This is a genomic window from Oceanobacillus manasiensis, from assembly GCF_000724085.1.
GTDB lineage: Bacteria > Bacillota > Bacilli > Bacillales > Amphibacillaceae > Oceanobacillus_B > Oceanobacillus_B manasiensis.
Map to the genome: position 1 here is coordinate 1,055,980 of NZ_CCDL010000001.1, position 22,378 is coordinate 1,078,357.

At 37.7% G+C, this 22,378-nt stretch carries 20 protein-coding genes; 16 read left to right on the forward strand and 4 right to left on the reverse strand.

All coding sequences use genetic code 11. The features are described from left to right. Positions 1-129 precede the first annotated feature (129 nt). The 5 genes from BN985_RS05265 to BN985_RS05285 all read left to right on the forward strand — a co-directional run bounded on the left by BN985_RS05265 (position 130) and on the right by BN985_RS05285 (position 5,634). Positions 130-1,113, forward strand: a complete 984-nt coding sequence (locus tag BN985_RS05265) for a LacI family DNA-binding transcriptional regulator (protein WP_042221541.1) — start codon at positions 130-132, stop codon at positions 1,111-1,113. A gap of 15 nt (positions 1,114-1,128) precedes the next feature. After that, positions 1,129-1,875 (forward strand): SDR family oxidoreductase, encoded by a 747-nt coding sequence (locus BN985_RS05270; protein ID WP_042221543.1) that lies wholly within the window; start codon positions 1,129-1,131, stop codon positions 1,873-1,875. A 195-nt stretch (positions 1,876-2,070) separates the two neighbouring features. Beyond that, entirely contained in the window at positions 2,071-3,399 is a 1,329-nt protein-coding gene (locus tag BN985_RS05275; RefSeq protein WP_042221545.1) for an ABC transporter substrate-binding protein, read from the forward strand. A gap of 74 nt (positions 3,400-3,473) precedes the next feature. Continuing rightward, positions 3,474-4,799, forward strand: a complete 1,326-nt coding sequence (locus tag BN985_RS05280) for a carbohydrate ABC transporter permease (RefSeq protein ID WP_042221547.1) — start codon at positions 3,474-3,476, stop codon at positions 4,797-4,799. 13 nt (positions 4,800-4,812) lie between these two features. Continuing rightward, entirely contained in the window at positions 4,813-5,634 is an 822-nt protein-coding gene (locus tag BN985_RS05285; protein WP_042221549.1) for a carbohydrate ABC transporter permease, read from the forward strand. A gap of 577 nt (positions 5,635-6,211) precedes the next feature. Here the strand turns inward: BN985_RS05285 and BN985_RS05290 are convergent. Together BN985_RS05290 and BN985_RS05295 are read right to left on the reverse strand one after the other, a co-directional pair. Further along, the gene (locus BN985_RS05290; protein WP_042221551.1) at positions 6,212-7,327 is read right to left on the reverse strand and encodes a response regulator transcription factor; all 1,116 of its coding nucleotides are present in this window, start codon (positions 7,325-7,327) and stop codon (positions 6,212-6,214) included. A gap of 3 nt (positions 7,328-7,330) precedes the next feature. Further along, complete coding sequence (locus tag BN985_RS05295) at positions 7,331-9,112, reverse strand: cache domain-containing sensor histidine kinase (RefSeq protein ID WP_198029970.1); 1,782 nt, start codon at positions 9,110-9,112, stop codon at positions 7,331-7,333. Positions 9,113-9,224: 112 nt separating this feature from the next. Between BN985_RS05295 and BN985_RS05300 the strand changes: the two genes are divergently transcribed. The 9 genes from BN985_RS05300 (at position 9,225) to BN985_RS05340 (ending at position 18,784) form a co-directional block, all read left to right on the forward strand. Further along, positions 9,225-10,247, forward strand: coding sequence for an ABC transporter substrate-binding protein (locus BN985_RS05300; RefSeq protein ID WP_052360613.1), 1,023 nt, complete (start codon positions 9,225-9,227; stop codon positions 10,245-10,247). Between the two features lie 66 nt (positions 10,248-10,313). Further along, complete coding sequence (locus BN985_RS05305; RefSeq protein WP_042221554.1) at positions 10,314-11,426, forward strand: ABC transporter ATP-binding protein; 1,113 nt, start codon at positions 10,314-10,316, stop codon at positions 11,424-11,426. Further along, entirely contained in the window at positions 11,398-13,074 is a 1,677-nt protein-coding gene (locus tag BN985_RS05310; RefSeq protein WP_042221555.1) for an ABC transporter permease, read from the forward strand. Before BN985_RS05305 ends, BN985_RS05310 begins: the two co-directional genes overlap by 29 nt. 91 nt (positions 13,075-13,165) lie before the next feature. Continuing rightward, positions 13,166-14,599, forward strand: a complete 1,434-nt coding sequence (locus tag BN985_RS05315; protein WP_042221556.1) for a phosphohexomutase domain-containing protein — start codon at positions 13,166-13,168, stop codon at positions 14,597-14,599. Positions 14,600-14,621: 22 nt separating this feature from the next. Then, a complete protein-coding gene (locus BN985_RS05320; RefSeq protein WP_042221559.1) occupies positions 14,622-15,791 on the forward strand; it encodes an extracellular solute-binding protein in 1,170 nt (389 codons plus the stop codon). 12 nt (positions 15,792-15,803) lie between these two features. Beyond that, complete coding sequence (locus BN985_RS05325) at positions 15,804-16,427, forward strand: NUDIX hydrolase (RefSeq protein ID WP_042221560.1); 624 nt, start codon at positions 15,804-15,806, stop codon at positions 16,425-16,427. 14 nt (positions 16,428-16,441) lie between these two features. Beyond that, the gene (locus BN985_RS05330; protein ID WP_042221562.1) at positions 16,442-17,272 is read left to right on the forward strand and encodes a hypothetical protein; all 831 of its coding nucleotides are present in this window, start codon (positions 16,442-16,444) and stop codon (positions 17,270-17,272) included. Positions 17,273-17,394: 122 nt separating this feature from the next. Beyond that, the gene (locus BN985_RS05335) at positions 17,395-18,219 is read left to right on the forward strand and encodes an endonuclease/exonuclease/phosphatase family protein (RefSeq protein WP_042221564.1); all 825 of its coding nucleotides are present in this window, start codon (positions 17,395-17,397) and stop codon (positions 18,217-18,219) included. A 235-nt stretch (positions 18,220-18,454) separates the two neighbouring features. Further along, positions 18,455-18,784 (forward strand): HIT domain-containing protein, encoded by a 330-nt coding sequence (locus BN985_RS05340; RefSeq protein ID WP_042221565.1) that lies wholly within the window; start codon positions 18,455-18,457, stop codon positions 18,782-18,784. Between the two features lie 178 nt (positions 18,785-18,962). Here the strand turns inward: BN985_RS05340 and BN985_RS05345 are convergent, their stop codons facing one another. Continuing rightward, positions 18,963-19,301 (reverse strand): DUF1048 domain-containing protein, encoded by a 339-nt coding sequence (locus BN985_RS05345; RefSeq protein ID WP_042221567.1) that lies wholly within the window; start codon positions 19,299-19,301, stop codon positions 18,963-18,965. Between the two features lies 1 nt (position 19,302). Then, positions 19,303-19,641, reverse strand: a complete 339-nt coding sequence (locus BN985_RS05350) for a PadR family transcriptional regulator (RefSeq protein ID WP_042221569.1) — start codon at positions 19,639-19,641, stop codon at positions 19,303-19,305. Between the two features lie 304 nt (positions 19,642-19,945). On the opposite strand from BN985_RS05350, the gene BN985_RS05355 reads away from it, so the two are divergent. Beyond that, positions 19,946-21,661 carry a pyruvate oxidase gene (locus tag BN985_RS05355; RefSeq protein WP_042221571.1) on the forward strand — a complete coding sequence of 572 codons (1,716 nt, stop codon included), beginning with the start codon at positions 19,946-19,948 and terminating at the stop codon, positions 21,659-21,661. 201 nt (positions 21,662-21,862) lie between these two features. After that, positions 21,863-22,345 carry a hypothetical protein gene (locus BN985_RS05360; protein WP_232225535.1) on the forward strand — a complete coding sequence of 161 codons (483 nt, stop codon included), beginning with the start codon at positions 21,863-21,865 and terminating at the stop codon, positions 22,343-22,345. The last annotated feature ends 33 nt before the right edge of the window (positions 22,346-22,378 follow it).

Here is a 22,378-nt window from a genome sequence, read left to right on the forward strand (position 1 = left end):
GCAATCGACCAGAGTTTATTGCTGTAATATAACCCCAGTATCATCACTTCTCCGCCTAATCACCTATTGACATATTTTGGATTACAAATTACGCTAAGTGAAAACGTTTTCAGATGGTGGGTGAAGTCAATGGTGAAAATTCACGATGTTGCAAAGCTGGCAGGTGTTTCGGTTGCGACCGTGTCTAGGGTAGTGAATAACAATGAGCGTGTAGCCGAGAATACGAGGGTTAAGGTGGAGTGGGCTATTCGCGAATTAAATTATGCGCCAAGTGTATTAGGGAGAAATCTACGAACCTCGAAAAGTAATTTGCTGCTGGTCCTGCTTCCGAGTATTTCAAATCCGTTCTACACAGAGATAATTAATGGAATTGAAGACACAGCAATAGCAAGGGGATACAATATATTACTCTGTGAAACAGATTCTAATCCAAAACGGGAAGCCATATATTTTAATCTTCTTCGCAACAGGCTTGCCGAGGGGATTATTTCAATGGATCCCTCTGTTAATAAAAATAAGTTAAATGAACTATCAGAGAGCTATCCAATCGTGCAATGCAGTGAATATGATACGGAGAGTCCCATTCCGTATGTGACCATCGATAGTGAACAAGCAGCCTATGATGCGGTAACCCATCTCATCGAGTCAGGTCACCAGAAAATTGCACTTATTAATTCTGATGAACGCTTTTTATATGCCCGTCAGCGACGAAATGGATATGAGAAAGCGATGGAAGCTCATGGTTTACCGATCAAGGGGGAATGGATTTATCATGCGGAACAGCTCGACTTTAAACTTGGTCAGAATGCTATAAGGAAACTCTTACAACTTGATGATCAGCCAACAGCAGTTTTTGCTGTGTCGGATGTGTATGCAATTGGTGCCTTAAAGGAGATTCATAGACATGGGAAAAAGGTGCCAGAGGATATTGCCATAATAGGATTTGATAAAATCATATTTTCGGATATGGCATTTCCGACCCTTTCAACCATTGCGCAGCCGATGTATGAAATGGGGTGTATATCAGCTGAAATGATCATGGACAAGATTAATGGTATAGCAGTCAAAAGCAGGGTGCTAGACCATCAGTTAATTTGTCGAGATTCTACATAAAGGGAGAGATAAATTATGGAAAAAGGGATTGCAATAGTAACAGGGGTTAGCCATGAAAAAGGAATCGGTGCTGCCACGTGTAAGCGACTCGCTCAGGCGGGGAACGATATCTTTTTTACTCACTGGCAAGCTGATAAGAATTGGGAAGAGCAATTTAATAAAGAGATAAGACAGTATGGCGTAAGGAGTAATGGAGCGTCCATTGACTTAGCGAACCCTGATGCAGCTAAAGAAGTGCTTGATACCGTGGAGGAAGCGTTGGGATTCCCGAGTATTTTGGTGAATAATGCAGCATACTCAACGAATGACGGATACAAGCTGTTGGATGCACAGACATTGGATGCCCACTATGCTGTAAATATTCGATCAGTCTCTCTTTTGTGTGTAGAATTTGCCCGTAGGTTTGAGGAGAAAGAAATGCAGGCGGGGAGAATTATTAATTTGACCTCAGGGCAGGCACAAGGCCCAATGGTAAATGAACTGGCATATGTCGCAACAAAGGGAGCGATATCTGCCTTAACCCTAGCACTATCGGCAGAAATTGGAGAGCTTGGCATAACGGTGAATGCTGTGAACCCTGGTCCGACTGATACAGGGTGGATGTCTGAAAAACTGAAACAGGAGCTGGCGCCTAAGTTTTCAACGAAACGAATTGGAATGCCAGACGATGCAGCGCGGCTTATTGCCTTTCTTGCCAGCGAAGAAGCAGAGTGGATTACAGGGCAAGTGATTAATTCAGAAGGAGGCTTTTTTCGCAATTAAAAGCTCTCCTTTTTTGGGGCCGACTCTTTTTTATAGTCCAATAGATTCACTCCTCTCAAATGTACAATCCTAATTAACCAAAAATTCGAAATTCAGGTTGACAGCCCATGCGTTTATGTTTATTATAAAGTCAAATGTAAACGTTTTCACCAATGGTGAGAAACGCACGTTTACTAAACCAAAGGGGGTTAAAAAATGAAACTCAAACGTTATGTCATTTGGTTATTATTAATTATCTCATTGGCGGTTTTTTTAGCAGCATGTAACAACGAAGGGGAAGACACATCAGGTTCTGGTGAAGAAGAAGGCACTGAAACTGGTGAAAACACAGAAGAAGCAACAGAGGATGAAGAGGTTACCATCGTTTATGCACGTGGTGTAGATACAACGCCAGCAACAGATGCTGTGATTGCAGCGTTTGAAGACGCACATCCTAATATTAAAGTAGAACAGCGGGAGATGCCAGCAGATACAGGTCAATCTCATGACCAATATGTAACCGCATTTAGTTCGCAAAGTACGGAGATCGATGTGTTTAATGCAGATGTAATTTGGCCGGCTGAATTTGCGCAGGCAAATTATGCACTAGAGCTAGATCGTTTTATTGAGCAGGATGGCATTGATATGGATGCTTATTTCCCAGGTACAGTAGCTGCAGGTAAATTTAATGGCAGACAATGGGCGATGCCACAGTTTACCGATGCAGGTGTGTTTTACTACCGTACTGATATTGTCGAAGAACCACCTGAAACATGGGATGAACTGATTAGCCAGGCGCAAGAGCTTCAGGGGCAGGAAGGAACAGAGTTCGGCTACCTTATGCAGGCAGCGCAATATGAAGGATTGATTACAAACGCAATTGAATATATTGCTTCATACGGCGGTCAGGTTGTAGATGAAAATAACGAGGTTGTAGTAGACAGCCCAGAAACAGTAAAAGCAATTGAAAAAATGCAAGAAGTAGTCGGTTCAGATTTTGTACCAGATAACATTCTTAATTTCATGGAAACAGAAACGGAAAATGCTTGGATTGAAGGGAAAGCAGTATTTGCTAGAAACTGGCCGTATCTAATGTCCTCATCAAATGATGGAGAACGTTCCACAATTGTCGATAATGTAGAAATGGCAACACTTCCGGCAGGTGACGAAGGAAGTGCAGCTGCACTTGGTGGCTGGATGACGATGATTAATCGCTATTCAGAGCATCCTGAAGCAGCGTGGGAGTTTGTTAAATTTATTTCTGGACCAGAAGGGCAAAAGATTTCAGCGGTGGAAGGATCGCGTGCCCCTACTTTAGTAGAATTGTATGATGATACAGAAGTTCAGGAAGTGAGTTCGTTATTTGCTAATCCAGAATTCCGAGAAGTATTACAAACAGCGGTACCGCGTCCGGTAACACCAATCTATCCGAAAATCTCAGATATTATGCAAATTGAGCTATCGAAAGCATTGACAGGAGAACAGTCTGCAGAAGAAGCAGCTGCGAATATGCAGGAAAAAATGGAAGCCGCCATGGCTGAGTAACATGAAGAAAGCAAGATGGGGGGCAGTTGCTCATCTTGCTTTTCTATTAAGCTATCATGGTAAGGAGGATCAGGATGAAAAAGAACAATCGGCGTGGCTTTCAGCTAAATGAAAAACAACTCGGTTATGCCATGGTGCTTCCATCACTTTTATTAGTTATTGCTGTCGTACTATGGCCGGTTGCACAATCCTTTTATAATAGCTTGTTTGATTATCGGCTTAATGACCCTACTAGGTCGCAGCTTATGCTAGGATCTACGATTGATTTAGAACGTTATGTGGATAATCACTTTTATATTGAAGGTCAGCTAGAAACGCTAGGAAGTGCGGACGAGGAACTAGCTGCCACCGCAACTGCTATTCAAGAGGAAATTGAAGGGTATCATGCGGAATTGATTCAAGATGAAGAAATGAGGCAAAAGGTCGAAAAAATTGATGAAATGCTGGCAAGCTATACTCCAGTCAGAGACAATGAATTGAAGTATGCGGATTTAGAAAATGACTTTGCAGCAGATTATCGAGAAGCATTAACGAATGCACAGGAAGAATTGGATGCTGCAGCAGAACAGGCACCAAATGAAGAGGTAGCATCAACGATCACGCAAACTGCAGATCTACTTGGTGCAACATCCGCTAACATATTGGAATCAAATTTTATTGGGTTAGCTAATTATGGGAAATACTTAAAGGACTCAAGAATGTGGGGGGCACTGGGGAACACAGCGTTTTTTACATTGGTTACCGTAGCGCTTGAGCTCATGATCGGTTTAGCAGTAGCACTCTTAATTAACCGTGCCTTCAAAGGAAGAGGCCTGGTTAGAGCTTCTGTCCTAATTCCGTGGGCAATACCAACAGCTGTTGCTGCAATGATGTGGGGCTTTTTGTATGACGGCCAATCTGGTATTGTCGCCCATTACATGGAAACCTTTAATCTTATTCCAGGGTCGTCATGGTTGCTCTCGACTGCAGATGGAGGCATGTTCTCTATTATATTAGCAGATGTCTGGAAAACGACACCTTATATGGCTTTGCTGCTCTTGGCAGGGTTGCAAACCATACCAGGTTCACTATATGAAGCTTCAAACGTGGATGGAGCAAATAAGTGGCAACAATTTTGGGGCATCACATTGCCACTCTTGAAATCTTCTGTTCTTGTAGCACTATTGTTCAGAACGCTAGATGCGTTTCGAGTGTTCGACTTAATCTATGTACTAACAGGCGGTGGACCGGCGAATGCGACAGAGTCCATCTCGGTTTATGCCTATAAGACACTATTTGCCCAGCAAAACTTTGGGGAAGGGTCGGTACTATCCGTTATCGTCTTCCTATGTGTAGCGCTTATTAGCTTTATCTTTGTTAAATTAATTGGATCCGATCTATTTGCAGGTCGTACAAAATGAGGAGGGGAAACAGATGAATAAAAAAGCAGGGATAGGATTTTATGTCTTCTTGGTCGCCTTTGTCTTTCTCGTAATGTTCCCGTTTATCTGGGTCTTTCTTACCTCCATTAAACCAGTCGGGGAGATCTTCTCATCCTTCCGTTGGTTTACGACATCACCGACCTTGGATTCTTATGATGCTGCGCTGACAAATAGGCCATTGTTACGATATATGTTGAATAGTTTTGTGGTATCTGGGCTGACAACACTTCTTTCCATCGCTTTCGCATCCTTAACAGCATATGCTGTAACAAGGCTGCCAATTAAAGGGAAGGGCCTAATCCTAGGACTTGTGCTTGCAGCATCCATGTTCCCCCAAATCGCGATTATTTCACCAATTTTTAATTTGGTAACAGATTTGGGATTACGTAACAGCTATTTAGGATTAGTAATTCCGTATATTACAATCAGTCTACCGCTAGCAATCTGGATTCTAGCAACCTTCTTTAAAAAGATTCCATTTGAGCTTGAAGAATCTGCCAAGCTGGATGGGGCAAGCCCGTTCCAGACGTTCCGGAAAATTATCTTTCCTTTGGCAGCACCGGGCGTATTTACTACAGGGATTTTGGTGTTCATCGCTGCATGGAATGAATACTTATTCGCATTGACGATTAACAGTGATGATATGTGGCGTACTGTTCCAGTTGGGATCTCTATGTACCAGAGCCAATATTCTGTGCCATGGGGAGATATTTCAGCAGCGACAGTTATTGTTACAATTCCGATTGTGATACTGGTGCTATTTTTCCAACGGAGGATTGTATCTGGATTGACTTCAGGGTCGATGAAGGAGTAGGGTGATAGGATGAAAAAGTACAGGGGGATTCCTCTGTACTTTTTTACATGTATGGGGGTCCGGGTAGGAGATATGCATAGAGCTTCCAATTAAGAGATAGTAAAGGAAAAACAGGCGATACCTCTAAATAACGGTTCCAGAATAATTAATTATAAAGAGGCAGGTTGCAATTCGATCTATTATTAATGATAAACATGAATAGCATATTAGAGTTAAAATTGCTTGTATGAAGAAGTTTCAAGGTGGAGCTAATTAGAAGTAAGCATACTTTTACAAGAAGGTTAGTACTGGAGTTCGATATGTAGTTAAGCTTGTGTTAATAAAGGAAGCTAGAGAGACTTACATGAGATAGTGGTTTATTTGGATTAAAATACTTATCCCGATTCTTATGTAAGTCTTATAGCAAAACTATTAGAACAAACTATTCTAGATTGTATGGTATGTACAGGTTGTATTAGGCCTCAATTTCGCACGATGGGGTGCAAACAGGATATGACTTATGCAATCTTTCGATGAGTTTTTTTGTTAACCTGATAAAATGTAAAATATCAATTCGAATTTGCACCACTTTATTTCACTAACTATGTCTTTCTCTGTATTCCATTGGTGTATAGGAGGTCTTCTTTTTGAATAATTGACTAAAGTATCTGGATTCTTCATATCCTACTTCTTTAGCAATTTCATACGTTTTTAAATTGGTTGCTCGTAGCATTTGCTTAGCAGCGTTTATCCTCTTTAGTGTGATATAATCCACGAAGTTCATACCAGTATGTTGTTTAAATAATTTGCTAAAGTAACTATTGCTCATATATAACTGATTGGCCATGTCAACTTGGCTAATTGAACTGTTAAAATGACTGTTAATATATCTAATAGCATCTTCTATACCAAGTGTATATTTCTCATCTCTATATTTATAAATGGTTAGTGTCTCATTTTTATAAAAAGTGAAGGTTGCAACACTCGATTGTTTGTATATTTTTAATAAATCAGCTAAATCTTCTGTTAACAAACTAATAAATATATTCGTTTCCTTTTGTTTTATATTGATAATTTGTTCATTAATTAGTCTTTCAAAGTCACTTTCATTTTCAACATGATGAAAAAGGTAAATGTGTTTGTGGGCTGTCTGCTCCAGTAGAACACAATTTTCTGAAGGTATGCTTTCTACCACATGATTTTCATTTTTAATGATGATTATACAAAAGTTAGGATTGAGTCTATCGTGGGATTTTAGTTTTTGGATTTTGTCTTGTGTCGGATCTTCAATTACACTTTTGGCTAAATAAGAAAGATGGTGTAAATCTTCAATTTGTTCTTCTCTTAATACTTGAGCAACATGTAACATGGTCCTTTTTAGCTCATCTACATTTGTGGGTTTTAATAAGATATCATCTGCTCCCAATCGCAGAGCTTTTTGTGCATATTCAAATTCATTATGGCCTGTTAGAATAACAATTTTTAGCGCTGGATACCTATCTTTACATGAAGCAATTAAGTCTAAACCGTTGATTCCTGGCATTCTAATATCTGTTAAAAGGATATCCAGCTTATGTTGCTCCAATATCTGCAACGCTTCATTGCCATTTTTTGCAGTTGTTGTAACAGCTATCCCCCACTCTTTCCAAGGAATTGTTTTTTCCAATCCTTCCCTTATTACCCATTCATCATCAACGATTAATAGCTTTAACATATTCTAACCTTCCTTATAAGGAATTATGATCAAGATTTTGGTACCTTCATTGACTATAGAAGAAAGCTTCCATTCATATTCGTCTCCATAGCATAAGAATAATCGTTTTCGTACATTCTCTATGCCAATTCCTAATTCATCCAGAGATAAAGCCTCTTCCATTTTTTGATTAACGACCTCAAGTGTATGGTTATCCATCCCTACTCCATCGTCTATAACAAAAATCTTAATATATTCTTGGAAACTGGTAATAGAGATCTCAATATTCCCTTTGGTTAGTTTATTTTCCAGCCCATGGATAATTGCATTCTCGACTATTGGCTGTAAAAGAAGGGAGGGAATTAATCCATTTTGAATAGATTTATCAACATGCAAATGGACATCAAATTTATCTCTATACCTGAATTCCTGTATCGTCAAATAATTCTCCAATTGCTTAATATCTTGTTCAATTGTAACAAAATCATCTCCCTTTTTTACGGAGTATTTCATAATTTCGCTTAAGGAGACAACGATTCTGCTAATATCATGAACACCCTTCAGGCGTGCCAACCAGTTGACGGTTTCTAAAGTATTATATAAAAAATGTGGGTTTATTTGTGCGCGTAACGCCTTTAATTCCGAATCCTTTAAACGCACCTGTTTTTCATAGCTTTCCTGGATAAGGGTCTTCAGCCTTTTTAACATACGATTAAATCTTTTGCCGAATATTCCTATATCATCATTATATTTGCTGGAAAATCTTACATCAAGATTCCCTTTTTCAACTTCTCCCATAAGAGACATTAGCTTATATAAAGGCATCGTGATGGTCTTAGAAAGGTAATAGGCTAGCCAGCCTGATAAAATGATTCCTAGTAATGCGAAATTCCATGTTAAGTTTCTGATTAAATTATTCTTACTCTGAATAACATCCAAAGGAGTAGTGCTTATTAGCTTGAAGTTTGTTTTATCTGAAGTGTGATAGGTGAGAACGTACGGTTCCTTATCTCTAGTAAACTTAAAGAAGCCATTCTCACCAATCATCACTCTTGAAATATAATCTGATTCCAAGATAGTCCCAATATTACTTTTATCAGGTTGACTTGAAATAACATACCCTTGGTTGTCAAGCAGAAAATATTGCTTACTTTCAAGAGAGTTATTATCCTCATAAATACTAGTAAAAGCTGATTCGTAGATATCAATCATGATATATCCGAGATCTTGATCGTTATCCGAATCCACAAGTAATCTTCCTGCTGTTAGTACGACATCTTGATTGTCATATTCATCGGTTGTATATTTTGTATCCCACACCATCATCCCATTTGCCTCTTTTGCCTTTCTAAATACCCCCCAATTTTCACGGATGTTCGTATAATCTGCAGGTAAGTAATTATTGGAAAAGTAACGATCTCCATTTAAGCCAATAATATAAATATTTATATCCCAGTCTTTTATTCCAGTAATTGTATCAAATACTTCGTTTATTGTTTCATAGTCAGCGTATTTTTCTTTTAAGTTTCTATTTGTATCTTCCTTTAATATACGTTGAGTTTGGTCGTTTTTGTAAAAGAATAAAGACATTTGTTCTATATCTTTGAGAAAATAAGTGAATTGGTTATTAACAGCTGTAATCCTTTCCAATTCGTTTGCACTTATTTCTTCCTGTAGCAGTCCAGATATATATTTATAGGTGAAGAAACCTAAAAGTAATAATGGAATGATTGATGTAAAAAGGATAACGATAATTAACTTTGCTCGTAAGTTTTTACTAAGAAATTTTTTTATTATGTGCTTCACCTTCAATCATGAAAAATTACATACTCTTTATGAAAAAAATTGCATTGTATGCGTTTTCATATATTGCTAATATCAGTAGTGTATCATAAAAATTTTATCAGGGGGCTTAATAGTGAAAAAGATTCTATTAATGATGAGTGTCGCATTATTACTTGGTTTTATAAGTGCATGCAGTTCAGGTGGGAGTGAAGCAGGGAGTGATGAGGATTCAAATTCGCTGACAGTTTATTCACCACACCAAAACGAAATTATTAATCCAATTATAAAAGAATTTCAGGATAGAACAGGGATTAAAGTTGATATGGTAACAGGTGGTACGGGAGAACTCCTTAATCGCGTTACAGCAGAAGAGGGAAATCCTGGGGGGGACGTTTTTTGGGGCGGAGGCGCCGAATCGCTAGAGGCATATGGGAGCAGTTTTGAACCTTATGTTACCGAAAGCGATGAGTCTATTTCGTCGGATTTTAAAAGCCCTTCTAATGTATGGACCGGATTCTCGGCACTGCCTATGGTAATTATGTATAACCAAGATATGGTAGCTGAAGGCGATGCACCTAAAAGGTGGGAGGACTTACTAGATGAACAATGGAAAGGAAAAATTGCATATGTCGACCCAAGTAAGTCAGGTTCAGCATACACACAATTAGTAACGATGTTGTTTGCCTATCAAGACGATGGTTCAGATGGCTGGGGATTTGTTAAAGACTTTGTAGCTAACCTAGATGGTGCAATCTTATCGAGTTCTAGTATGGTTCCTAAGGGTGTTGCAGATGGTGAGTTTCCTGTCGGCATTACGTTAGAAGAGGCTGCTTATCGATATATTGCAGGAGGAGCTGCAGTCGATGTGAATTACCCTGAAGAAGGGACATCAGCTGTACCGGACGGTGTAGCCTTAATTAAAGAGGCAAAAAACAATAAGAATGCGCAAGAATTTATTGATTTCCTAGTAAGTAAAGATGTGCAGGAAATGATTGTAGAAGATTTTAACCGCCGCTCTATCAGAGAAGACGTGTCTCCTCCAGAAGGGTTAATCAGTTCAGATGAAATAAAAATGCTAGATTATGACTTTGGCTGGTCTGCAGAGAACAAAGATGAGGTTATGGATGATTTTCACCAAATTATAATTGCACAATAATAAATGAGTAATAACAAAAAAAGGGATCTGATACACGGGTCCCTTTAAAAAGGAGGAAATAATAAAGTGGAGCATATAAAGATACATAATGTAAGTAAATTATTTGGAGACACCAAAGCAATAGATGATATTAATATTACCATTAATCAAGGGGAATTTTTCACCTTATTGGGACCTAGTGGTTGTGGTAAAACCACTCTTCTCAGGACGTTGGCAGGGTTTTACCAACAAGAAGAGGGAGACATTTTTTTTGGTGATACTTTTATAAACGAAGTTCCCGCACATAAACGTAATATTGGAATGGTATTTCAAAACTACGCAATCTTCCCCCATATGACAGTTTTTGAAAATATTGCTTATGGCCTTAAAGCTAGAAAGGTAAAAAAAGATGAGATTATTGTACGTGTAAATGAAGCACTAGAAATGGTTGAATTATCCCATCTAAAAGATCGTCAACCATCCCAGCTCAGTGGTGGACAGCAACAAAGGGTCTCTCTTGCCCGCGCAATTGTAATTCATCCAGGTTTGTTATTAATGGATGAGCCATTATCAAATTTGGATGCAAAACTCCGTGTCAAAATGCGAGAGGATATTAGAAGCTTACAAAAACGCTTAAACATTACAACTATTTATGTTACCCACGACCAAGAAGAGGCATTAGCTGTATCTGATCGGATAGCAGTGCTTAACAATGGGAAAATACAGCAAATTGGTAGACCCCATGAAATCTATTTAAGCCCAGTTAATAAATTTGTATCTAATTTTATTGGAAGTACAAACTTCCTTGAAGGAAAGGTTGAAGCAGGAAAAGAAGGTGAAAATGCAATGGTAACGGTAGAGGGAGTTACGTTGGCTACTAAATTTGGAAGACCGTTTCAAGGTAAAGTGCTATACTCCATTCGTCCTGAACAAGTCAAAATTATGGATGATAAAGAGACTTCCCCCACTTTATTGGAAGGAGAGATTGTGGATGCCACTTTCTTAGGTGAATCTGTTGTATATAAAATTATTTTTAACTCCGGTTATACCATCAGTGTCCATGAGCACTCTATAAGATTTGGTATGTTAAGGGAGGAAGGAAACAAAGTTAAAGTTGACTTAAATCCAAACGAAGCGGTTATTTTTGATGAAAGCGGGGAGGAAGTGATAAATGAGCATAAAAACATCAGGCATTCGTAACAGAAACCCTTTTCGCATTCAGTTAGGATTTTGGAATTATGTGGTTATTATTGCATTTATACTTATAGGTTTTTTCCTTATTTACCCCTTGTTCAACATATTTGTTAATAGTTTCTGGCAGGATGGGAAGATTTCATTGGAAAATTACCAAGAATTCTTTTCATATAAATATTACTATTCAGCTCTTTTGAACAGTTTTATTGTGTCCACTACGGCAACTTTCTTTGCGTGCTGCCTAGGGATACCGGTAGCTTATGCTATGGCGAGATTTAATATACCGTTTAAGGGTTTATTTCATATTTTAATTATTTTAACTCTGCTTTCTCCACCGTTTATTGGAGCGTACTCGTGGATTTTAATGTTAGGTAACAATGGTTTTATAAAGAACTTTTTTGCAGACTTAGGATTGGATATTCCTTCGATTTATGGTTTGCATGGAATGATATGGGTTTTTACCCTACAGTTTTATCCCCACATATATTTATATGTATCAGGCGCATTGAAAACAATCGATGTTTCGCTGGAAGAAGCTTCTGCCAGCTTAGGTGTATCTGGTTGGAAGAGAATTCGTAAGGTAACACTTCCTTTAATTTTCCCTACTGTTTCTACTGGTGCTTTAATGGTATTCATGGCTTCTTTTGCAGATTTTGGAACCCCAATGTTAATTGGTCAAGGGGAAAAGGTGTTGCCTATCTTAGCTTATGAACAATTCATAAGTGAAATGGGATCAAATCCAGCCATGGCTAGCACACTTAGTATGATCTTATTAACCGTAACAACAATGGTTTTATTTTTGCAGAGGTATGTAGTTGCAAAAAAAACATATACGATGAGTGCATTACGGCCACCCAAAATCATTAAACTAAAACCTGCAAAGAGAGTAATGGCAACATTATTGGTAATGGCTGTTGTTACATTGTCCATTATTCCACAGGCTACCGTCATTACTACTTCTTTTCTTAAAACAAATGGACCAGTATTTGCTGGCGGGTTTAGCTTGGATAGCTACAGGCAGGTGTTGTATAAAGTCCCACAAGCAATTCAAAATACATTTACCTATGCGAGTCTAGCAATTGTTTTCATGGTTATAGCCGGGCTGTTACTATCTTATGTCGTCGTTAGAAGGCCATCAAAACTTACTTCTCTTTTAGATGCGCTCATTATGATTCCATATGTAATACCAGGTACGGTACTAGGAATCAGCTTGATTATTGCATTCAATAAACCACCTATTGAACTTACTGGTACTTGGATAATTTTAGTTGTAGCATATTGTATTCGAAAGTTACCCTATACCATGCGTTCGAGTACAGCAATATTGCATCAAATCGATAAGAGCGTAGAGGAAGCTTCTATTAGCTTAGGTGTACCGCCGATGAAAACCTTCTTTAAGACAACAGCTGTTTTGATGATACCTGGTGTATTGTCTGGGGCGATATTGAGTTGGGTAACGACTATTAATGAACTTAGTTCAACCATTGTCCTTTACTATGGTGCAACCGCCACCATTACGGTGTCGATCTACAGTGAAGTCTTTACAGCCAATTTTGGAACTGCAGCTGCTTTAGCATCCATTTTGTCATTAGCCACTATCATATCGCTGATCATCATTACACTTTTGACTGGGAAGAAGGATATTAATATATGATAAGGGAGGAAAGTAGATAAGGGGAGAAATATGAATGTGCTAGTTATAGGTCTGGAGTTGGATAGATAATTTTAATATATGGAGGGATTACATGATTCGTTTTGGTACTGGGGGCTGGAGAGATATAATAGGGGAAAACTTTACCTTTGATAATGTAAGAAGGTTTTCGCAAGGAGTTGCAGAACAAATTATTCAACAAGGGAAAAAAGGGCAGGGGGTTGTAATTGGGTACGATAATCGCTTTATGGCAGAGGAATTCTCGAAAGCTTCTGCAGAAGTTTTTGCAGGAAATAATATTAAAGTAATTCTGTTAACACCATCTGTTCCAACGCCGTTAGTTAATTTTGTTACAAAAGAGGAAAATGCAGCTGCAGGTCTAACCTTTACAGCCAGTCACAACCCCCATATATACAACGGTATTAAATATGTGTGTGAAGGTGGATTTCCAGCTACCGAAGAGATTACAACAAACTTGGAAAAATCAATTAATAATATACCTATTGAGGATATTAAAAAGTTGTCTTATAAGAAGTCTCTATCAACAAAGTTAATAACCAGAAGAAGCTACACAGACGAGTTTATTAACTTTATAGAATCCCAATTGGATATGGATTTAATAAAGGAATCTTCTATTAAAGTGTTGTATGATCCAATGTTTGGTACAGGTGTGAACGCACTGCTTACATTACTTGTGGATACCCGTTCTAATGTGAAAATTATTCATGATGAAGTGGATCCCCTTTTTGGTGGACGTGTACCTGCTCCAACTGAAAGCACACTATGGCGTTTAATGGCAATGATGAAAGAAGGAGATTACGATATTGGTATTGCAACAGATGGGGACGGAGATAGGATTGCTATTATAGATGAAGAAGGAAATTATGTAGACGCTAATGAAATTCTTACTATATTATATTATTATTTCTTGGAATATAAAAAGGAGAAGGGTAATGTAGTACGAAACATATCAACAACCCACTTACTGGATGAAATAGCAGTAAGCTATGGCCATCAATGCTACGAAAAGCCAGTTGGTTTTAAACATATAGCGGAAGGAATGCTGGAAACGAATGCCATTCTAGGTGGAGAAAGCTCAGGGGGAATTACAATCAGAGGTCATCTATTGGAAAAAGATGCAATATTATCTGCAGGTATATTGCTCGAAATGCTTGCTCACACAAAAATGTCGCTTAGAACAATTCGTGAAGAAATTGTATCTAAGTTTGGGAGAAGATTTTTTAAAGAATATAGTTATACGTATGAAGCAGATGATAAAGAATTTATTGAATCTATCATCACTAAAGTGAAAGCTGAAGAAATATACAAAGATGAACTACTTAATTACAAGACTTATGATGGTGTGAAATGGGAATGGCAGGATGGAACGTGGTGTTTAGTCCGATTTTCGGGAACTGAACCTTTATTAAGAATTATGGTAGAATCACCCAGAAAGCAGGAGATAGATTCTATTATCCAGAATGTAATAAGTATTATTGAAAATAAAGTGTTGCTGAATAATCCATAAAACATTTCTAGGGGTAGTTACATTGAAAATTAAATTTTTATTAACTTTGTCAATATGTATCGTTATTATTTCCACCGTTTATATAATAAATCTATTAAATCAGGACTTTATATTAAACAAAGATGACGATTACAATTCTACAATTAATGTATGGATAACTACCCCAGGATTAGTTTCAGCTTTGAAACAATTTCAGACAGAATCGAATAATAGAATGAATGTGAGAGAATTTAAGGATACAGAAGCGCTTTTCGAAGAATTAGAATTAATAGATACAGATAATAATGAATATCCTAATATCGTAGAAACGGACTCCAATTTTGGGATGGAGGAAATTTCAGAACTTGGAAATATTGTTCCACTCAGCGAAGTTTCAAAAAGTTTACCCGATCAATTTTATCATTCCGTTAGTCTTAATTTCTATCACAATGATTCATTGTTCGCCTTTCCAGTTGGCGTTGAAATACCGCTGGTTTTGATAAATCGTACAATCATAAATAACCAAATAAGTACAGATCTGAGCTTATATCCATTTGCTTCAGAAAGCCAACTTGTACAATATAAGCGTATACAAGACAAGATTGATAGGAACGACAATACAAAGCCGTTTTGGTTTTTTCATTTAGATAATAATATACCGTTATATTGGAATTCTTACTTATACTCCCATGGGAATAGAGATACGCATTCCTTTGCTGATATGTGGAAGCGATTGATTGTAGAATACGAACTAGTTCCCCCCTTGGATAATCATATGGCAATTACGAGATTTGCAAATACGGAGGTTGGTGTATTAATAACTACTTCTCAGCAGTTACAAACTATTCAACACCTAATTGGTAATAGCTTTGAATTTGAAGTACTTCCCTTTATTCAAAATAACAATGATCCTATTCTAGTATCAGGGAATGGACTTGTGGTTCTTAAAAATAGTAAACATATAAAAGAACTCTTCCAATTTATGAGTAGTGACGAAATACAAACGGAGATTTTGAGTAAGACAGGCTGGTTTCCTACACAGAAATCCCTGTGGGACAAACCAGAAATTTTACATGAGCTTCCGATGGCAAAACATTTAAATTCCTTACTAAAATACAGTGGAAATTTTAGAGGGAAGAAACCTACGAATAATGCCAAAAGCGAACAGATCGATATTAAAAAGAAAGCTCATAAAATAGAAAGTGACTATTGAGGAGGATTTACGGTGGAAACGGCTCAGCAGATAAAGCTTTGGGCAAGACAAATAAAAGATATCGCACAAACTGGCTTAGCCTATGGAACAGACGTTTTTGATCGGGAAAGGTATCATCAAATGAACGAAATAGCTACACAAATGCTCTCATTCATTTCAGGTAAAAAAATGGGAGAAATAAGGGAATTGCTTCCCATAGAAACAGGTTATAGCACACCAAAAATAGCTGTAAGGGGTGTGGTATTAAAAAAGGGAAAGTTATTAATGGTTAAAGAAGCAGCAGACGGATTATGGTGCCTCCCAGGGGGTTGGTGTGACACTGGCTTATCTCCAAGTCAAAATACTATAAAAGAGATAGAAGAAGAAACAGGTTTACGAACAAAAGCAACTAGACTTCTTTGCTTGTTTGATCAAACAAAACATCGTTCATCCGTAACAATGCAACATATTTATACCATTTATTTTCAGTGCGAGTTAATTGGTGGGGAGTTAAGAAATAGTATTGAAACGGAAGATGTAGCGTTTTTTAATGAAAACGAGCTACCCTCTCTTTCAAGTGAAAGAATAATGACTTGGCAAATAAAAAAAGCATTACATCTTGCCAGAAAAGATAGCGGCAACATTTATTTTGACTAAGATGGAGGTGTGCTATGAAAATAGTTGAGCAATTCATTCAATCCAAATCTGGAAATATTGATCAATGTGAAGATACATTTTACTGTAATGAACATTTTGCAATAGTCATTGATGGAGCAACAAATGTCTCTGGACGACAGTTTTCCGGGAAGACCCCTGGGCAACTAGCCGCAGCTACCATTAGAGATACCTTCCTACAATTGAATGGAAAAGAAGATATTATAGCTATCATTCAATCGATTAATTTAAATTTTCAAGAGTTGTATAAAACATTAGATATAGAAGCTGAAATACTTGAGAAGCCATACATACGCCCTAGTGCTGCTATGATTGTTTTTAGTAAATTTCATAATAAAGTATGGATGATTGGCGACTGCCAATGTTTCTATAATGATACACTATACCAAAATATTAAGCGGGTAGATCAAGTATTTGAAGAAGTCCGAAGTATTATATTAAAAGGGGAATTACAAGCTGGCAAGCGGCTTGAGGAATTATTAGAAAAAGATATCGGTTTTGAATTGATTAAACCTTTGATTCAAAAACAGTATAATTTCCAGAATGCGACACCGATTAGTACTTTGAGCTATGGGGTGGTGAATGGTTTTTCCATTCCTCCCGAATTAATAAAAACACTCGAAGTATCCCAGCAAACAGAGTTTATTTCACTCGCATCAGATGGATACCCTAGAATTTATGAAAACCTGGAAAAGTCGGAAGAGGAGCTGGCCAGGCTTCTTTTAATAGACCCACTTTGCATTAAAGAAAATATTGGTACAAAAGGTGTAACTAAAAACAATATATCTTTTGATGATAGAACGTATTTAAAAGTCAGAATTAAATAAAAATATAGTACCCATTAATTATGTACATCATGAATGATTTATAGATGCTTGGTAAGACTCCCAAGGAAAGTGTGGTGAAACTAAAAGTTTTAAAAATTACAAGGAGAAGGGGAGAGATTTAAATGAGAAAGTATCTTTTCGGAATTGGTTTAAGTATTCTATTGGTATTCTCCATGTCAACAAGTGCATTTGCAGATGGGAAGGGATATGGAAAAGCAGTTGGAGTTAATGTCATGTCCTATAACATTTATCACGGTGTAGGACTGGATGGGACACTTAGTTTAGAAAGAATCGCAGATGTCATAAGAGATGCGGAAGCAGAAATTATAGGGATACAAGAGGTGGATAGGTTTTATGGTGAGAGAAGTGATTTTCAGGACCAGGCAAAAGAATTAGCTGAATTACTTAACTACCATTATGTGTATGGTGCAAATCTTGACTTGGAACCTGGTGAAGGGCAAAAAAACAACAGACAATATGGTACTGCTATACTAAGCAAGTATCCTATCATTGATTCAGAAAATATTTTTCTCAGTAGCTTTGGTAAGGAGCAGCGCGGCCTTCTTCGGGCAAAGGTTAATGTTAGAGGCATCCATGTAAATGTGTACAATACACACTTAGGGTTGGATGTACCTAGTCGCATGGCACAAGTAGAAGAAGTTATTGATGTTACGTCATCATTTAGTGGTCCACGGATTTTGACGGGTGACCTTAATGCAGAACCCGATAGTGAGGAATTTCAGTTTTTACTCGATGGAGGGAACTTTATAGATAGTTTTGCAGGGGAAGAGAATGCTAATACTTTCCCGATAATTGAACCGACTAAAAGGATAGATTATATTCTGCATTCGCCGTCCATAGAGCTATCCAACCAGCGGGTAATCTATACCGAAGCATCAGATCATCTACCGATAGTTACGGAAATGAAAATTAAGCGGGGTAGGTAAGAGGGCCCGTTAAGAAAAGTATTTCGAGTAAAAAAAATTGTTATTGAAAAATATTAATCAGTTTTGACTTCAGGGTCGATGAAGGAGTAGAGAGGTGAGTTTAGAGCACAGGGTGCGGGCCTTGTGCTTTAATATTTCAGGTTAAAGTATTAAATTTTCTGAAGTTAAATTTGGTTTTAATCTTATTAGGTGTAACAAAGGGCATTTAGGTCACTTCAAATTTTAGGAGGATATTATGACTGAAGACTTTTATTGCGACGAAGTATTAAGCGGGAAAACTCCGGTTAATAAAGTGTTGGAGACTGAAAATGTACTAGCTTATTATCACACAAAACCTTTTTGGCCAATTCATATTGTTGCCATACCAAAGAGACATATCCCTTCCTTAATTACATTGGAAGATAGTGATAATGAATTATTAATAGAATTACTAGGAGTTATTAGGAAAGTTGCTGCTACGGTTACAGAGGAAAATGGAGCCTGTAGAGTTATCACAAACTTAGGTGATTATCAGGATTCAAAACATCTACATTGGCATATTGTCTCTGGAGAAAAATTGAGATAGTGAACGTATTTCATTCACTATTTAGAGGTAATAGTGAATTATATGTGGTGTAGAGTGGATACTTAGCTGTTGAGTATCTTGTTTTTAAATAAAAAACCAAAAGCCTACATCTTTACAATAAAAATGTAGGCTATACAAACTGGTTTCAGAGGACTCATTTTCCAGAATGGCATTCAGATTAATCACGACCAATCGAATCATTCAACTTCTCGCGATGTTTATCTTGCCACGATTTTGTGTCTTTCACTAGCTCATCGCAAAAGGCTGCCACGTCCTGGCCTGTGAGGTCAGTGACCTTCTTACCATTCGCTGCGCCTTCCTCGAAGAGATCGACAATGCCAGTGAAGATTCGACTGGTATCCTCCCAGTCAGTAAGGCCACCAGTAGTCCACATGTATTTTTGGATTGCTTTATAAGCGTTAAAGTATTCCGTTGGTAGTGTCTTGGCACGTGCTTCTAACGCTTTCCATTCCCTCTTATCCTCGATGTTTCCAATAATTTTATCAATTAGACTCATTTTAACCTCTCCTTTTAATTTCCATCGTTTTGAGCTCAACCATTTTACTTGTAATAAAATCCCACTTGGTCCAAAAAACCTCAAGCTGCTCGCGGCCTGCTTCGGTAAGGGTGTAGAACTTTCTAGGCGGTCCGACAGTGGACTTCTTTTTCTCAATGTCAACCAGATTATTTTTTTCGAGCCTGATTGTAATCGTATATACAGTGCCTTCTACCACATCGGTAAATCCTAGTTCTCGCAAGTGTTGCGTGATTTCATAGCCATACGTTTCGCCGCGACTGATGATCTCGAGTACACAGCCCTCGAGCACTCCTTTTAGCATTTCCGTAATATTTTCCAATTTCATCCCTCGTTTGTATTTCACTAAAATTATTCACTTCAGTACTCTGTAATACTTATTACTAGTATATAGTATTACAGAGTAGTCGTTTTGTCAAAAGTGATTTTTAGAAAATCCTAATCACGCTTTACGGGGGGAAGAGCTAACAAGATGAAGATTGGTAATACGCGTCCTTCGCTTCGTGGTTTCGCCAGCATAACCAAAGTCCCACCCATTTACATAATCAAGGTTTTATTCCCACGTGATAGGGAACAGATTTAATAGCGATTAAGCGCACGATTTAAGTGCAGGGAGGAGTTTATCAATGAAAGCATCAAAGGCAGTTATTAACATATTAAGAGACTGGAATATCAAGCATGTATACGGATACCCAGGTGATTCTATTAATAATTTAATTGAAGGGTTGCGCAAAGCAGAGGATGATATCCGTTTTATACAGGTGCGTCATGAAGAGGTAGGTGCGCTTGCTGCCGCAGCAGAAGCGAAGCTGACGGGTCATGTTGGTGTTTGTTTATCAATCGGTGGACCCGGAGCTGTGCATCTATTGAATGGGATGTATGATGCCAGAGAAGATGGGGCTCCTCTAGTTGTCATTACGGGACAGGTCTCCCATGAAGTAATTGGCACAGATAATTTTCAGGAAGTAAATTTAGAGCGGATGTTTGATGATGTGGCCATTTTTAATAAGCGCGTAACATCTGGAGAACAGGTACAACCATTACTTAAACAGGCATTTAAGGAAGCAACGACACATAACGGGGTTGCTGTTCTAACCATACCAGACGATGTTTTTGAAGAAACGGTTAAAGAGGATAAGCTGCGTTCAACCGTCCAAAGCAATTATCGGTATTTCCCGGATAAAGAAGATTTAAAGCAGGCTGCTAAACTTTTACAGCAAGCGAAAAAGCCTGTCATTCTAGCTGGGAAGGGAGCTTTATCTGCGCAAAGCGAACTTGAAGAATTTGCAGAAAGAATAGCAGCCCCTGTAGTCGTTTCTTTACGTGGTAAAGGCGTACTTCCGGATGAACATCCATATAATTTAGGGAATCTAGGTCAAATAGGAACCAAACCATCCTATGAAGCCATGGAAGAAACGGATTTACTTATATTAGTTGGCACGAATTTTCCGTATCGCGACTTCTTGCCAGATGATGTCCCAGCCATCCAGATTGATATTGACCCTTCGAAAATTGGGAAGTGGTATCCAACAGAGGTAGGATTAGTCGGTTCTTCAGCAGAAATTCTAGCACGATTTAATGAGCAGTTGTTTTATAAAGAAGATCGTACTTTCCTTAAAGCATGCCAACAAAACATGGCAAACTGGTGGGAGCATTTGGATGAAATCGTAAAGGTAGAGGAAGGAGAACCCTTACAAGGCCCCCATGTAATGCATGCTTTGAATAATTATGTTGAGGATAATGCGATACTTTCTGTTGATGTAGGAAATGTCACCTCATGGCATGCAGGCTTTTTCCGTATGACGAATCAAGACTTTATTGTTTCAAGCTGGCTGGCAACGATGGGGTGCGGTCTACCAGGAGCTATTGCAGCAAAATTAACCAACCCGAACAAACAAGTATGGGCAATTTGTGGCGATGGCGGATTTTCCATGGGAATGCAGGATTACCTTACAGCAGTTAAATATGATTTACCGATTAATATTGTAGTGTTTAATAACGAGAAAATCGGGATGATTAAATACGAACAAGAACAAATGGGAAATATTCCATACCAAACGGATTTACAAACGATGAATTATGCAGCATTTGCAGAAATTTGTGGAGGTAAAGGGTTCAAAGTCTCCACCCAGGAAGAGTTGCAAACAGCCCTCGCGGACGCTGCAACAAATAATCAACCAACGATTATCGATGTGGATATTCAAGAACGCGCTCCATTACCAGGAAAAATTGAATGGAGCCAAGCAAGATCCTATTCCAAGCATATGTTTAAAAAGCTCATAGAGGGTGAAGGTAACTTTGACATGCCTCCATTGAAAACAGTATTTAAGCGATTGTTTTAAAGTAGGATAAGGGATTTTCGTACAATTTATTCTACCAATCGCATTGTAAGTTATTTTGGAATTAAAACAGGATTGATGTGAAGTAGAAAGAAGCACTGGTGATTCACTGGTGTTTTTTTCTTGTTGAGAAACATCGTGCTCTGCATTTTAGCAGAGCTTTTCCAAGGTGATTTTGCTTTTAAATAATGATTTTTTTAAAAAATGGAACATATCCTTCGATTGAAACGTATTGGAAATAAGATAAGAGAGGAAGTGAACCTAATCAACTTATCAGAGATTGTAGAGGGAAATGAAATTTTCTTTATCCTGTTATATTGCTGTATTATTCTGTATGTTAATATTAGTTATCTTAGGGAACATAAGGAGATAAAAGAAAACTTAGGTTCTATTTCTCCAGAGGATGAAAAAGAAATGATATTGTCGCCAGATAGTCTTGTGGTGATGCTTTTTTCTCTTGTTTTTAATTTTTTCAGAAGATGGATGTTGTATATAATTGCAGTAGTAATGACGGAAAGTATATTTATCCTTATTATCTCAGTGGTTTTATTTTTATATGGTCTCTATGATACGATATTTAACTACAGCATTGAAAAACTTAAAAAGTCGAGTATCGGTCTATATCTTGCAATTATAGATACGTTTTATATTGTTTTATTTGCTATTTTTTTACTTTTTATTAATTAGTATCTGCTAAATATTTAATAGCTTTTCTGAATT